Source organism: Methanoculleus thermophilus, assembly GCF_001571405.1.
Lineage (GTDB): Archaea > Halobacteriota > Methanomicrobia > Methanomicrobiales > Methanoculleaceae > Methanoculleus > Methanoculleus thermophilus.
The window spans coordinates 79,024-91,813 of sequence record NZ_BCNX01000010.1 but is presented as its reverse complement, the minus strand read 5'-3'; the positions used below and the strand labels follow the sequence as shown (position 1 = coordinate 91,813).

The window sequence follows — 12,790 nt, the reverse complement described above, 5'->3', positions numbered from 1 at the left end:
AAATGCTTGCAGGCATCATCGGCGGCACGGGCCAGATGGGACGGTTCTTCGCCGGGGTCTTTGAGGCCGCCGGATGGGAGGTGATCGTCTCCGGGAGAAAGACCCCCCGGACCAACCGCGATCTCGCAGAGACCGCAGACCTTGTGATGGTCTCGGTCCCGATTCGCGCCACCGTCGGGGTGATCCGCGAGGTTGCTCCGCTCCTCTCGGAAGAGCAGGTCTTCTGCGACCTCACCTCCCTCAAGGTCGAACCGGTCCGGGCGATGCTTGCCTCGCGTGCGGAGGTGATCGGGCTCCACCCGATGTTCGGACCGGGCGCCGCATCGCTTCGGGGGCAGACGATCGTCGTTACACCGGCCCGTTGCAGCCCAGAGACTCTTGAAAGGCTCCTCTCTATCTTTCGCGACCAGGGAGCGGCGATCACCATCTCGACACCGGAGGAGCACGACCGGATGATGGCGGTGATCCAGGGGTTGACCCACTTTGGAACGCTCGCAAAAGCCGAGGCGATCCGCCGGATCGGCACCGATGTCGCAGAGACCCTTACCTACACGAGCCCTATCTACCGGATAGAGATGGGGCTTGTCGGGCGGATCCTTGCCCAGGACGCCGGGCTCTACGGTGACATCCTGCAGATGAACCCGGAGGTCCCGAAGGTGCTTGGCGAGTTCGAAGAGGCTGTCCGGAGACTCCGCGAGATCGTCGAGTCCAGAGATGCCGAACGGTTCCAGACGTTCTTTACCGCGAACGCCGGGCATTACGCCTCCTACCTCAGCGCCGCGACGGAGGAGACGGACGACCTCATCAATCACGTGGTGAGCCGATGACCCTCGCAACACTTGGGCCGGCCGGGACGTTCAGCCACGAGCTTGCTGCCCGCCTCTATACCGATGAGATCGAGCTTCTGCCGACCATCCGCTCCATCATCAAACACGTGGCGACCGGCGCGGCGAAAGGGCTCGTTCCGATCGAGAACTCGGAGGCCGGGGGCGTGGGAGAGACGCTCCAGGGGCTGATGGAGTTCGACGTTTCGATAACCGGAGAAGCATATATTCCGATCAGGCATCACCTTGCGGCAAGAACCGACCCCTCGCGCCTCTCGGTCATCTACGCTCACCCGCAGACGCACGAGCAGTGCTCCATTCTTCTCGATAAACTCGGGATCGAGGTCGTCCACACGAGCAGCAACGCTGCAAGCGCCGTTGCCATGCAGAGAGACGAGCGTGCCGGTGCGGTCGTCTCGGAGATGGCTGCAGCGATCTACAACCTCCCGATAATCCTCCGGGATCTCCAGAACAATAGATCGAACATTACCCGTTTCGTGGAGATATCCGCCGCCCCTCTCGACAGCGCGGGAGCCACAAAGTGCAGTCTCCTTGTGGACCCGGAGACCGACCGGGTCGGGCTCCTCGCCGATCTGCTCGGCGTCTTCGCCCGGCGCGGGATCAACCTGACCCGGATCGAGTCGCGGCCGTCCCGGAGAGGGATCGGGAGTTACATATTCTTCATCGACCTTGCGATCTCCGAAGGCTTGCAGGAGGCAAAAGAGGAGTTAAAAGGCATGGCGAGTGTCAGGGAACTTGGGTGCTACGCCCGCATGGAGGTGCCGGGATTATGATCGTCAGGGTATCACGGACAGAACCGGTCGATGCGACGTTCGAAGCGCCCCCATCGAAGAGCTACACCCACCGGGCGCTGATTGCAGGAGCGCTCGCCTCGGGAAGAACGCGGATAGTAAACCCGCTTCGGGCGGGCGATACGGAATTGACCGCCTGGGGGCTTGAGAGCCTCGGGGTGGCGCTCGAGTGGCTGCCCGGCGAGATCATCGTTGCCGGATGTGACGGCACGTTCCCGGCGACCGGAGAGGTGACGATCGACTGCGGGAACTCCGGGACGACGTTGCGGCTCCTCACCTCGGCGGCGCTCCTCTCGCCGCATCCGGTGGTGCTGACGGGGAGTGCGAGAATGCTCAAGCGCCCGATCGGTCCTCTTGCAGGAGCACTCGGGAGCCTCGGGGGTGAGATTGCATTTCTTGGTGAACCGGGGTTCCCGCCCATCCGCATCACAGGCAGGCTTCGCGGTGGGAAGACGCAGATCGACGGGAGCATCAGCAGCCAGTTCATCTCGTCCATCCTGATGGCGGCTCCCTACGCGGAGGAGGACGTGGAACTTGCTCTCCCTGCAACCCCGGCCTCCCGGTCCTACCTTGATGTGACCGCAGACGTGATGCTTGGGTTCGGCGCCCGGCTCGAGCGGCGGGAATACGACAGGTTCCGGGTAGAGAGCGGTGCAACCTACCGGGGGAGGGACTACCGGATCGAGGGCGATTACTCCTCGGCATCGTACCTCTTTGCGATCGCGGCCGTCTGCGGCGGAAAGGTCACCGTCACTGGCCTGAATCCCGCCTCCGTCCAGGGGGACCGCCGGTTCCTCGACGCGCTCGAGGCGATGGGGTGTCGGGTGACTTTTGGGAGAGACGCGGTGACGGTGGAGCGGACGGACGATCTGGGGGGTATCGAGATCGATATGTCCTCCTCCCCCGATACCGTCCAGACGCTCGCTGCGGTGGCGGCAGTAGCCGGTTCGCCGACGACGATCACGGGGATTGGGCACCTGCAGTACAAAGAAAGCGACCGCGTCGCTGTTACGGCGGATACCCTCCGGCGGATGGGAGCCGGGGTCGAGGTCACCGGGGACTCCCTCACGATAACCCCCGGCCCCCTCCACGGTGTTTTCGTCGATCCGCATGACGATCACCGGACGGCGATGGCGTTTGCCGTGCTCGGTCTTGCGGTCGGCGGGATGGCGATCCGTGACCCCGAGTGCGTCGAGAAGTCCTTCCCCGGGTTCTGGGAGGCACTTTACGGGGAGGGACTGCTGTGAAGGTCGTGCTTATCGGCTTTCGGGGGACCGGGAAGACCACTGTCGGTCGGATCCTCGCAAATCGTCTCGGGCTGCCGTTCTACGACACCGATGCGCTGATCGAACAGCGGGCGGGGATGCCGATCCCGGAGATCTTTCGCCGGGCCGGCGAGGCGCATTTCCGGGCTCTCGAGCGGGAGGTCATCGCGTCGCTCCGGACCGCAGAGGGCGTGATCGCTACCGGAGGGGGGGCGGTCTGCGACCCGGCAAACGTCGCAGACCTCCGGTGGCACGGCAGGGTCTTCCTCCTCACCGCGGCTCCTGAGATCTGCCATGAGCGGATCGCCGGAAGCGACCGCCCGGGGCTGACCGATCTCTCTCCCGCAGAGGAGATACGGACGCTCCTTGCCCGGCGGAAGGATGCCTACCTTGGTGCGGCAGATACCTGCATCGATACCGGGAGACGCACCCCTGCGGAGGTCGCGGATATCATCTGCAGGGAGATCAGAGGGGAGACCGGTATCTCCCCCGATGACGCACGTGAGCGCGCCGCTCTCCTTGAGCGGTTCGGCCTCTCCACTCTCGGTGAGATGCTCGACCGGGACCCGGGACTTTCTGTGTGCGGCATCGGCGGGAACCCCTGTGCCCACAGCAAAAGTCCGCTCCTCTACAATCGGCTCTTTGAGCGCTTCGGGATGAACTACCACTATACCCGCTTCGAGTGGCCGGATGTGGGAACGATCGTCCGCCTTGCACACCTCCTCCCCTTAAAAGGCCTCTCGGTCACGATCCCGTTCAAGTCTGACGTGATGCGCTATCTCGACGAGGTCAGCGAGCACGCAGCGGCGATCGGGGCGGTGAACACGGTTGTCCGGTGCGGCGGGAGGCTCTACGGCCATAACACCGACTGGCTCGGCGTCCGGGCCCCGCTTGTACACCGGCGTGGCGGCCGGGCTGTGGTGCTTGGGGCCGGGGGTGCGGCGGCTGCGGCGGTCTATGCGCTCAAAACGCTCGATATGGACGTCACGGTGCTTGCCCGAAGGGCGGCCGCGGCACAGAGGCTTGCAGGCCGGTTTGGATGCCGGTGGGGCGGCCTCGATGAGTTCAAGGGGAGCGATGCCGATGTGGTTGTACACGCAACCCCTGTCGGGATGGAGCCCGACACCCGGAGCCTGCTTGCCGCTTGCGATCTTAGGGCCGGGATGACCATCTTTGACCTCGTCTACACGCCGCCGGAGACAGCCCTCATCCGGGCGGCAAGAGAGGCCGGGTGCGAGACGATACCCGGCACGGAGATGTTTGTCCACCAGGCGGTGGAGCAGTTCCGGTTGATCACCGGGATCGCGGTCGCGCCGGAGGTGGTTCGGGAGATGCTTGCATGAATACGTTCGGGAGAAACTTCAGGTGCACGACGTTCGGTGAGAGCCACGGATTGGCCGTGGGCGTGGTCATCGACGGCTGCCCGCCCGGAGTCCCCCTCGCGGAGGCGGATATCCAACCTTACCTCGACCGAAGACGGCCGGGCAAGAGCCCGCTCGAGTCCGCGAGGATGGAGCCCGATCGGGTGGAGATCCTCTCAGGGGTCTTTGAGGGAAGGACGACCGGCGCCCCGATCGCGCTTCTCGTCAGGAACCAGGACGTCCGATCGGAGGACTATGACACGCTCCGGGATCTCTTCCGCCCGGGGCACGCGGATTACACCTGGCAGGCGAAGTACGGGCTCCGCGACCACCGCGGCGGCGGTCGGAGTTCGGGCCGCGAGACCCTTGCCCGGGTCGCCGCCGGAGCGGTGGCTCTCCGCTGCCTTGCACCCTACGGCATCTCGATACGCGGAAGGGTTATCGAGATTCATGGGGCGACGGAACCGGAAGCAATGGAAGCGGAGATCCGCGCGGCACTAAAAGCAGGCGACTCCGTCGGGGGGATCGTCGAGGTGATTGCCTCGGGGTGCCCGGCGGGTCTCGGCGACCCGGTCTTTGGCAAACTCGACGCCGCCATCGCCGGGGCGATGATGGGAATCGGCGCCGTGAAGGGTGTCGAGATCGGAGAGGGATTCGGCGCCGCCCGGCTCCTCGGGAGCGAGATGAACGATCCGATCGATGCGGATGGATTTTTAAGCAACCACGCGGGCGGTATCCTCGGCGGGATCAGCACGGGGGAGGATATTGTCGTGCGGCTTGCCGTCAAACCGACGCCATCGATACGTAAGATTCAGCGGACCGTCGATACCACCGGGAGGGAGCGGGAGATCTCGGTCGGAGGAAGGCACGACCCCTGTATCGCCCCGAGGATCGTGCCGGTCGCGGAATGCATGATGGCGCTCGTTATTATCGATGCGATGCTTGAGCAGGCGAAGTACCGGGGATGGGAAGTGAGGTGAGGGGGAGTATCCCCTTTACAACCCATCACGACGAACCACTTCAAGCATCTCTCCTGTCCAAACGAGTGCCAAGACCCCTCTCCTCCATCACTTCAGCAGATCCGCAATCTGCTGCATCTCCCGTATGTGGTACTGCCCTTCGGCCGTCGGGGTCCCGGCGTGGCAGAACGTGAACTCCGACCCAAAGAGAGGGAGGATTGCACGGGCATAGCGGAACTCAGAGCCCATGATGCTTGTGCAGATAGGTTTCTGGGCACGATGCGTGAACGTGATGAGGTCAAAGAGGTCGTCAAGGGTTCGGGGTTTCACGACAATCTTCGGTATATCGCCGTAGGACCGAAGCATCTCCTCGATCTTCCCGAGCTCCGGGAGAGAGGGCATCTCGCTCGTGTGAAGAGATGCGAGAATTTGGACACCCTGGCTCTTGATAAGCGGCGCATGGTCGCGGTAACGGGCTTCTACATCCACGAAGTCGACGTATCGTGCGATCGGCCCGACGATCCTGACCCAGAGGTCGGCATCGCCGACGAACCTCCCCCCTTCCTCTCTGCTCCTGAGTGTGGCTATTAAAGGAATGTCGGTCTTCTCGCGGATAGACTGGACCTGCTCCAGCAGGTCACCTCCCATCCGGTCGAGCCTGATCTCGATGAATGTAGGGCTGTACTCCACTACTTCGTCGATAACACCGGCATCCTCCACAGAGACGACGATCTTCATGTTAATCCGAGGTATAACCCCTTATCATTTAAAAGTCTGTCCGCCTCCCCGACCACGCCCCCACTGTATTGCAGCGCTCCAGCATGGAGATGATGGTCTCATCAAAGACCCCGGGTAGCCGTTCGCGGAGCTTGCGTACCCCGGCCTCAGTGACGCCGCCGCCGGTCGCGACCTCCTCGATCATCTCTCCGGGTCTCCTGCCGGTCTCCCGAAGGTAAGCAGCCGTGGCGGCAACCATCTCCATGGTGAGTCCGATCGCCCGGTCCTTCGGGAGTCCGCTTGCACGGGCCGTCGCCCCGGCAAGTTCGTCGATGATAACGGCAAGCAGTCCCGGCCCACAGCTCGAAAGAAGCATGGCTGCCGGGAGTTCCTCCTCACTGACGAGCACTACGTTCCCAAGCGATGAGAAGAGCCCCTCAACCCTGAGAGCGCTGTTTATATCCACCTGCCGCCCGTGGCAGACCAGCGTCGTCCCTTGCCCAACCGTGGAGGTGATCGTGGGTATCGCCCTGGTGAGCGATCCGGGAAAGACGCTCTCAAGATCTTTGAGGGAGATGCCTGCGGCGAGTGAGACGATATGCTCGTCCCCATCCATCACCGGGAGAATCTCATTAAGGACGGTCGCCATCTCCTGCGGCCTGACTGCGATGATGATTGTGCGGCACTGCCGTGCGAGTTCCGCGTTCGTTCTGGCGATACCGACTCCCGGCCATGCGGCGGCGCATGCGTTTCGGCTCTCCAGGCTCTTTGTCGCAACCACGAGCTCATCGGTCGAAAGGATCCCGGATGTGAGAAATCCGTTCACCAGCATGCTCCCCATGTGCCCATAGCCGATTAGTCCTACGCGATCCATATCCTGACCCTCTCTCCACATCGCTCTCCCGCCCCAAAAGGATACCTGCGGGGTGGATTATATAGACCCACGGAGCGAACGGTACTCAAGAGATGCCGCAGAAACACCCTCAAAGATCCTGGTTGCCGGAACTGCTTGCACCGGCAGGGTCGCCGGAGGCCCTGACTGCAGCAGTCGCCGCCGGCGCCGATGCTGTCTACCTTGCCGGAAAGCGCTTTGGGGCCCGGCATTACGCGGCGAACTTCTCCGACGAGGAACTCCGTTCCGCTATCGATTATGCACACCTCCATGGAGTCAGGGTCTACGTCACGGTAAACATCCTCGTGAGGGATGCCGAACTCCCCGATGTGGCCCGCTATCTCCTCTGGCTCTACGAGATCGGTGCAGACGCTGTCCTGGTACAGGATATCGGGGTGGCGTCGCTTGCCCGGGAGGTCGTCCCGGACCTCCCCCTCCATGCATCCACCCAGATGACAGTCCACAACCGCGAAGGCGTCGCCCGGGCAGCAAGGGAAGGGTTCTCCCGCGTGGTGCTCGCGAGAGAACTCACCCTCGCGGAGATCGAGGAGATCGCGAGAGTTGCGGATGCACGGGGGGTCGGTCTCGAGGTCTTTGCCCACGGGGCGCTCTGCTACTGCTACTCGGGCCAGTGCCTCCTCTCCTCGGTCATCGGGGGTCGGAGCGGAAACCGGGGGATGTGCGCCCAGCCGTGCCGGAAGCCCTACCGGCTTGTGACCTCCGAGATGGACGATCTCGGGCGGCCAAAAGATCTCCGGAGAGTACCCGCAAAGGATCACTACCTCCTCTCGACGCGCGATCTGGCGATCTACCCTTACCTCGACCGGATCGTGCGTGCACCGGTGGCGTCGCTCAAGATCGAGGGGAGGATGCGCTCGGCGGAGTATGTCGCAACGGTGGTGAGCATCTACCGGCGTGCCCTCGACGCGATAGCGAGCGGTGTGGCTTGGTCGCCCTCGCCGGACGATATCCGGGACCTTGCTCTCGCGTTCAACCGGGAGTTCACAGAGGGCTACATCCTCGGCGCATCCGAGATTATGGCCCGCGACCGTCCCGGGAACCGGGGCATTCTGCTCGGCACGGTCACCGGCTACGACCCCCGGCGGCGGGAAGCGGCCGTGCGCCTCGCCGGCGATCTCATGCCTCGTTCCGGCGACGGGTTGGCGTTCTGCACGAACGACCCCGACCGCGACATGGGAACGGTTCTTCGCGGCACCCCCGCCGTTCGAGACGGCACTGTGCGCCTCAACGTTCCCAAACCCGTCGGGCAGGGCACCCGTGTCTTCATAACGAAGAGTGCGGATCTTGAGGAGCGGGCGAAGCGGATCATGGAGAGGCCTCTACGGCAGTTACCGTTGGATCTTACGGTATCCTTTGATGACGGGACGCTCTGTCTGGAGGCAATGGTCTTTGTGCACGGCAGTGAACCGTTCCGGGTGCGTTACCGGTCGGACCTCCGGATGGAGCCGGCACGGAGCCGGCCGCTCACCCGGGAGACGATCGCCGAGCAACTTTCAAAGACCGGGGGAACCCCGTTTGTGGTCCGGAGGATGGAGGTCGACTACCCGGGTGGACTCTTTGCGCCGCTTGGGGAGTTGAACCGGGTCCGACGCTCATTCTTAGTTCGTGTCGAGGAGGCCGTCCTTGCCGCACATCGGCCCGGCCCGGAGGCGGTGAGCGCCGCACGGGAACGGATAGAAGCGGCTGTTGCTCGGTTGGAGAGACCTCGAGATCCCTATCCTGCACACCGGATCCCGTCCGTCTCGGTCTACACCGACACCCTCGAGGGTGCAGCCGCCGCCGTCCGGGGCGGGGCGACGACCGTCTACCTTGAACCCTCCGACCTTCCCCACCTCAACGAGGCTGCCGCCATCTGCCGGGATGGGGGTGCGGACCTTGTCTGGAAATGGCCGGCAATCACCCGGCGCAGGTTCCTTGATGCAGCGTCCAGCCTCCTCCCGTCGCTCTATGAGGCAGGCATCCATGGCGTCATGGTGAGCGGGATGGGCGCTCTCGATGCGGTGCAGCGGGCCGAGCCCCGCATGCGGCTCTATGGTGCCGCCGGGTTAAACATCTGGAACCACCTCACCGCCCAGAGACTCACATCGTACTTTCAGCGGTGTACGGCGTCCCCTGAGCTCTCGGCCGCCGATCTGGCCCGGCTTGCGGGACGAATCGGGGATGCTCCAGAACTTGAGGTGATTGTCCAGGGCAACCTCGAGGCTATGGTAACCGAGGACCATCTGGTGGTGGCGGTCGCCGGGGAGCAGCCCGGCAACCGTTTCATGGGCATCGAGGACCAGCGAAACCGCATCTTCCCGATCCGGTCCGATAGCGAAGGGCGGACCTACATCGCAAACGCGGTCGAGACCTGCCTCATCGACCACCTGCCCCGGATCGCCGGGATGGGCATAGCTGCCGTTGCCATCGATGCACGGGGCCGTGGTCCGCGCTACGCCGAGGAGGTGGCCCGGCTCTACCGTGAAGGGATCGATGCGGTGAGCCGGGGTGACCATGGCGCGCTCTCCGCGCTCAAGGACAAGGTGAAGCGGCGGGCCCTCGGAGGCATCACGGGTGGTCATTTCGTCAGAGGAATTGAAGAGTGAGGATACACACCCGGCATCAGGGTTAATATCAGGAGAAGTAATCTATCTAGCAGACGTGATGGATATGGTTTCACCGTTAATTCTGGTCAATCTCAAGACCTATCAGGAGGGTATGGGCCGCAATGCTCACCGGATCGCCGCTGCAGCCGAGACCGTGGCACAGGAGAGCGGCGTCGTCATCGGCATCGCGCCGGCGTTCACTGAGATTCATCCGATAAGTCACCACTATGCAATACCGGTCTATGCCCAGCATATCGATGCGATCACCCCCGGCGCCCATACGGGCCATATTCTCCCCGAGGCGGTCAGGGCGGCAGGTGCACGCGGCACCCTGATCAACCACTCTGAGCGACGCCTCACTCTGGCCGATATCGACGCCTGCGTCCAGGTCGCTCGCAGGCTCAACCTTGAATCGGTCGTCTGCACGAACAACGACTCGACCAGCGCCGCAGCGGCGGCCCTCGGGCCCGATTATGTGGCGGTCGAGCCTCCGGAGTTGATCGGGAGCGGTGTCTCGGTCTCAAAGGCCGACCCTGGAATAATCGAGCGGTCCGTCAATGCCGTCAGATCGGTCAACCCGGACGTGAAGGTCCTGACCGGGGCGGGTATCCAGTCGGGCGAGTGCGTGAAGATTGCTGTCGATCTTGGGACCTGCGGTGTTCTCCTCGCATCAAGCGTCGTCAAGGCTGACGATCCCGAAGCCGTCCTCCGGGACCTTGTCTCGATGCTTTAAGCGCAAATTACGTTATTAGCGAGATCAGATCGTGCTTGGTGATGACACCCTGTACCTCCCCTTTATCGAGCACGATGACCGCGTGACTGTGGTGTAAAAGATGGACGATGGTATCGATGGGGGCCGTCGGAGGAACCGTCGGAAAACCCGGTTCCATGTAGTCCTGCACCAGTCTTCGGTGTGTCTGGTGGAACCCCCCTTTTTCCATGGCGTTCATGATCGCCGACTCGGATATGCACCCGATAGGTACCCCATTCTCTAGCACGGGCAGCTGAGAGATACTGTTCTGGCTCATGATCTCGACGGCACGGCTGACGGGGTCATCAGGGGCAACGGAGTATACGGGTGCGCTCATCACCTCGCTCGCTGTGATCTCCGAGTGTTCCGCCGCCTGCAGGACCTCCACAATCTTTGCAAGCGTACTCACCCTTGGATCTACGCTGCCTGCCTCGATCCGCGCGACCATGGATTGGCTGATGCCGGCCATACGGGCTACATCTGCCTGCTTTAGGCCCATACGGATCCGTTTTTCACGCAACTCAGCCGGGGTGGGGATCTCCATATATTACCATTGGTAATTTTTTTACTTATACATTTCTTGGAGATGTTAATATACCCAAGAATACATGGGTGGAGTATGGCTGTGAAGGTTGAAGAGCAGCAGAGCCTCCTCGCGAAGGTCAGGGATATACTCTCGACATACTACACCAGGGATGCCGTCCGGAGCGAACTGGAGTCACTTGGTTTTGATGTGCGGGCGGAGCATGGGGATGTTATATCCATGGAGAACACGCTCGCCGAGATCTTCGTCCAGCTCTTCATAAACGACAAAGGCGATGTCTTCGACTCACATATCGTGACGTTTGATGAGATCGAGCTCAAACCGCGAAAGGGCTGAGATACTCTAAGATCATCACCGAGAAGAGTTGATGGTTAGCAAGGAGTGGGAGGAGTAAGCCTCCTTCTGTTCTGTGCGGCATTCAGCTGAGCGCCATACCTGGGCGGATACCAGACGATCCATATGCCCTATTCTGGTTTGCACCCGCAGGGATTCACCGTTTCATCGTATCCCGCCGCTACGTTCAACGAGTTGCTCGCGTGAGTTTCCCACGCTTCTCGCCTCTCGAGGCTCAGTCGTTTCATCACTGACGGCGGGCCGTATCGTTTCTGTGTCATTGCCGTGGCTCTCGCCACCCGCACTTGCATGCGGCTGCGTGTCTGGTTGGTGGGAGGACTTTCCTCAGCAGCACCGGATGTGCCACCGTCGGCCGCACTCTCCCTCTCCCATATAATATATTGTAATGAGAATATAAAACCGCACGTGTACCCTGCCCGACCCTTTCCTCAACCCGTGGGCGCTTAGGACCGCCCGGTGAGACCCATCGTGTCAACCGCGCACACCCTGTAGCATAACTATATATACTCGTATCTAGTCCTACCATTGACGTTACCATGGGGGGAGGTGAAACCTGCACACATCTGGAACTTGCGGTAATCTTTGTGGCATTCACTGTTGTCACCACACTCTTCTCACTTGTCTCACTCGGTGCGGGCGCCATGGGCCCGGCCCCCGCTGTGGACGTATACCCGGTTCTCGCCGCAGGTGAACCGCAGCTTGAGGTTGCCGGAGGGGTTTACGGCTCCTCATCGGTCCCGGGTCCCTCCGAAACATCTATCGATACCCTCACCTTTCGCGTCGCTCATACCGGGGAGGAAGGGGCCATCGATCTCTCCCGGGCAACCGTGACGATCATGATGGATGATTACATTGAGATCCTCGCACTCTCGAAAGATCCCATCCCAGAGCCCGGGATGTGGGCTGTGGTCTCGCCTGGAGAGGGTATGCTCATTCACCCCGGCCAAGAGCGGATTATCAGTCTGCGCCTCGATCGTCCCATTCCTGCCGGTGAGATCCTGACCCTCCAGGTGCGCACTGAGGGCAGAGCACCCTGCTCCGTCACCGGGCCGGTCAGTATCCCGACGGCTGGTGCTCCCGCGTCCTTCTCTTCTGGGAAAGACTAAAAGTATTCAAAATCATACGACCCATTCTGATGGAAATGCTGACCCCGGAAGAAGGCAGAATGGCAGTTCTATTGGCACGAAGTGTAATCGAGAGAGCCGTCAGCGGTGAACGGGTGGTACTGCCCGCTTTACCTTCGGTCTTTCAAGAGAAGCGGGGCGTCTTTGTTACGATCAAGCGGCAGGGATGCCTCCGCGGCTGCATCGGCCTCCCGTATCCGATAAGACCGCTCGGCGACGCGCTCGTCGAGGCGGCTACGTCGGCCGCTCTTGAGGACCCCCGGTTTCCGCCGGTCTCTCGGTCGGAACTTGCCGATCTCGATCTCGAGGTGACAGTGCTTACCCAGCCCCGCCCGCTCGACTGCCCGCCGGAGGAGCGCCCGAACTTCGTCGAGGTCGGGAGGCACGGCCTGATCATCACCGGTCTTGGAACCGGCGGCCTTCTCCTCCCACAGGTTGCCACCGAGTGCGGGTGGAACAGCAGGGAGTTCCTTGACCAGACCTGCATCAAGGCCGGGCTCCAGCCCGGGTGCTGGAGGCGCAGCGATGTTACCGTACAGATTTTTGAGGGGCAGATATTCGATGAAAAGGCGGTTTAATCC

At 62.2% G+C, this 12,790-nt stretch carries 13 protein-coding genes and 1 other RNA gene; 10 read left to right on the top strand and 4 right to left on the bottom strand.

What is annotated here, in order from left to right:
- Positions 1 to 2: 2 nt before the first annotated feature.
- From MCUTH_RS09955 to MCUTH_RS09935, 5 genes are read left to right on the top strand one after another with little or no spacing between them, the layout of a single operon-like run.
- Complete coding sequence (locus MCUTH_RS09955; RefSeq protein ID WP_066958553.1) at positions 3 to 827, top strand: prephenate dehydrogenase/arogenate dehydrogenase family protein; 825 nt, start codon at positions 3 to 5, stop codon at positions 825 to 827.
- On the top strand, positions 824 to 1,618 hold the full coding sequence (locus MCUTH_RS09950) for a prephenate dehydratase (RefSeq protein ID WP_066958551.1): 795 nt from the start codon (positions 824 to 826) through the stop codon (positions 1,616 to 1,618). Before MCUTH_RS09955 ends, MCUTH_RS09950 begins: the two co-directional genes overlap by 4 nt.
- Positions 1,615 to 2,883 (top strand): 3-phosphoshikimate 1-carboxyvinyltransferase, encoded by a 1,269-nt coding sequence (aroA, locus tag MCUTH_RS09945; RefSeq protein WP_066958549.1) that lies wholly within the window; start codon positions 1,615 to 1,617, stop codon positions 2,881 to 2,883. The genes MCUTH_RS09950 and aroA overlap by 4 nt, the downstream gene beginning before the upstream one ends.
- Positions 2,880 to 4,244: a shikimate dehydrogenase gene (gene aroE / locus MCUTH_RS09940; RefSeq protein ID WP_066958547.1), complete on the top strand. Its 1,365-nt coding sequence runs from the start codon at positions 2,880 to 2,882 to the stop codon at positions 4,242 to 4,244. The genes aroA and aroE overlap by 4 nt, the downstream gene beginning before the upstream one ends.
- Positions 4,241 to 5,242 carry a chorismate synthase gene (locus MCUTH_RS09935; RefSeq protein ID WP_066958545.1) on the top strand — a complete coding sequence of 334 codons (1,002 nt, stop codon included), beginning with the start codon at positions 4,241 to 4,243 and terminating at the stop codon, positions 5,240 to 5,242. The genes aroE and MCUTH_RS09935 overlap by 4 nt, the downstream gene beginning before the upstream one ends.
- An 87-nt stretch (positions 5,243 to 5,329) precedes the next feature.
- Here the strand turns inward: MCUTH_RS09935 and MCUTH_RS09930 are convergent, their stop codons facing one another.
- Positions 5,330 to 5,959 carry a type I 3-dehydroquinate dehydratase gene (locus MCUTH_RS09930; RefSeq protein WP_066958544.1) on the bottom strand — a complete coding sequence of 210 codons (630 nt, stop codon included), beginning with the start codon at positions 5,957 to 5,959 and terminating at the stop codon, positions 5,330 to 5,332.
- A gap of 28 nt (positions 5,960 to 5,987) precedes the next feature.
- Positions 5,988 to 6,812: a pyrroline-5-carboxylate reductase family protein gene (locus MCUTH_RS09925; protein WP_066958601.1), complete on the bottom strand. Its 825-nt coding sequence runs from the start codon at positions 6,810 to 6,812 to the stop codon at positions 5,988 to 5,990.
- Positions 6,813 to 6,904: 92 nt separating this feature from the next.
- On the opposite strand from MCUTH_RS09925, the gene MCUTH_RS09920 reads away from it, so the two are divergent.
- Together MCUTH_RS09920 and tpiA are read left to right on the top strand one after the other, a co-directional pair.
- On the top strand, positions 6,905 to 9,436 hold the full coding sequence (locus MCUTH_RS09920; protein WP_066958542.1) for a DUF3656 domain-containing U32 family peptidase: 2,532 nt from the start codon (positions 6,905 to 6,907) through the stop codon (positions 9,434 to 9,436).
- 64 nt (positions 9,437 to 9,500) lie between these two features.
- On the top strand, positions 9,501 to 10,169 hold the full coding sequence (tpiA, locus tag MCUTH_RS09915) for a triose-phosphate isomerase (RefSeq protein ID WP_066958599.1): 669 nt from the start codon (positions 9,501 to 9,503) through the stop codon (positions 10,167 to 10,169).
- Positions 10,170 to 10,176: 7 nt separating this feature from the next.
- On the opposite strand, the gene MCUTH_RS09910 is transcribed toward tpiA, so the two are convergent.
- A complete protein-coding gene (locus tag MCUTH_RS09910; RefSeq protein WP_066958540.1) occupies positions 10,177 to 10,731 on the bottom strand; it encodes a CBS domain-containing protein in 555 nt (184 codons plus the stop codon).
- A gap of 75 nt (positions 10,732 to 10,806) precedes the next feature.
- On the opposite strand from MCUTH_RS09910, the gene MCUTH_RS09905 reads away from it, so the two are divergent.
- On the top strand, positions 10,807 to 11,067 hold the full coding sequence (locus tag MCUTH_RS09905; RefSeq protein WP_066958538.1) for a hypothetical protein: 261 nt from the start codon (positions 10,807 to 10,809) through the stop codon (positions 11,065 to 11,067).
- A gap of 43 nt (positions 11,068 to 11,110) precedes the next feature.
- Here the strand turns inward: MCUTH_RS09905 and rnpB are convergent.
- Positions 11,111 to 11,453, bottom strand: an RNA gene (rnpB, locus tag MCUTH_RS09900) — RNase P RNA component.
- A 168-nt stretch (positions 11,454 to 11,621) separates the two neighbouring features.
- Here rnpB and MCUTH_RS09895 point away from each other — a divergent pair.
- The gene (locus MCUTH_RS09895; RefSeq protein WP_066958536.1) at positions 11,622 to 12,191 is read left to right on the top strand and encodes a hypothetical protein; all 570 of its coding nucleotides are present in this window, start codon (positions 11,622 to 11,624) and stop codon (positions 12,189 to 12,191) included.
- Between the two features lie 29 nt (positions 12,192 to 12,220).
- A complete protein-coding gene (locus tag MCUTH_RS09890) occupies positions 12,221 to 12,787 on the top strand; it encodes a TIGR00296 family protein (protein WP_066958534.1) in 567 nt (188 codons plus the stop codon).
- The last annotated feature ends 3 nt before the right edge of the window (positions 12,788 to 12,790 follow it).

Excerpts from the sequence above, each read along its gene's own strand:
- MCUTH_RS09955 (WP_066958553.1), top strand. The coding sequence starts at position 3 with ATGCTTGCAGGCATCATCGGCGGCACGGGCCAGATGGGACGGTTCTTC.
- MCUTH_RS09950 (WP_066958551.1), top strand. The coding sequence starts at position 824 with ATGACCCTCGCAACACTTGGGCCGGCCGGGACGTTCAGCCACGAGCTT.
- aroA (WP_066958549.1), top strand. The coding sequence starts at position 1,615 with ATGATCGTCAGGGTATCACGGACAGAACCGGTCGATGCGACGTTCGAA.
- MCUTH_RS09935 (WP_066958545.1), top strand. The coding sequence starts at position 4,241 with ATGAATACGTTCGGGAGAAACTTCAGGTGCACGACGTTCGGTGAGAGC.
- MCUTH_RS09930 (WP_066958544.1), bottom strand. The coding sequence starts at position 5,959 with ATGAAGATCGTCGTCTCTGTGGAGGATGCCGGTGTTATCGACGAAGTA.
- MCUTH_RS09925 (WP_066958601.1), bottom strand. The coding sequence starts at position 6,812 with ATGGATCGCGTAGGACTAATCGGCTATGGGCACATGGGGAGCATGCTG.
- MCUTH_RS09920 (WP_066958542.1), top strand. The coding sequence starts at position 6,905 with ATGCCGCAGAAACACCCTCAAAGATCCTGGTTGCCGGAACTGCTTGCA.
- tpiA (WP_066958599.1), top strand. The coding sequence starts at position 9,501 with ATGGTTTCACCGTTAATTCTGGTCAATCTCAAGACCTATCAGGAGGGT.
- MCUTH_RS09910 (WP_066958540.1), bottom strand. The coding sequence starts at position 10,731 with ATGGAGATCCCCACCCCGGCTGAGTTGCGTGAAAAACGGATCCGTATG.
- MCUTH_RS09905 (WP_066958538.1), top strand. The coding sequence starts at position 10,807 with ATGGCTGTGAAGGTTGAAGAGCAGCAGAGCCTCCTCGCGAAGGTCAGG.
- MCUTH_RS09895 (WP_066958536.1), top strand. The coding sequence starts at position 11,622 with ATGGGGGGAGGTGAAACCTGCACACATCTGGAACTTGCGGTAATCTTT.
- MCUTH_RS09890 (WP_066958534.1), top strand. The coding sequence starts at position 12,221 with ATGGAAATGCTGACCCCGGAAGAAGGCAGAATGGCAGTTCTATTGGCA.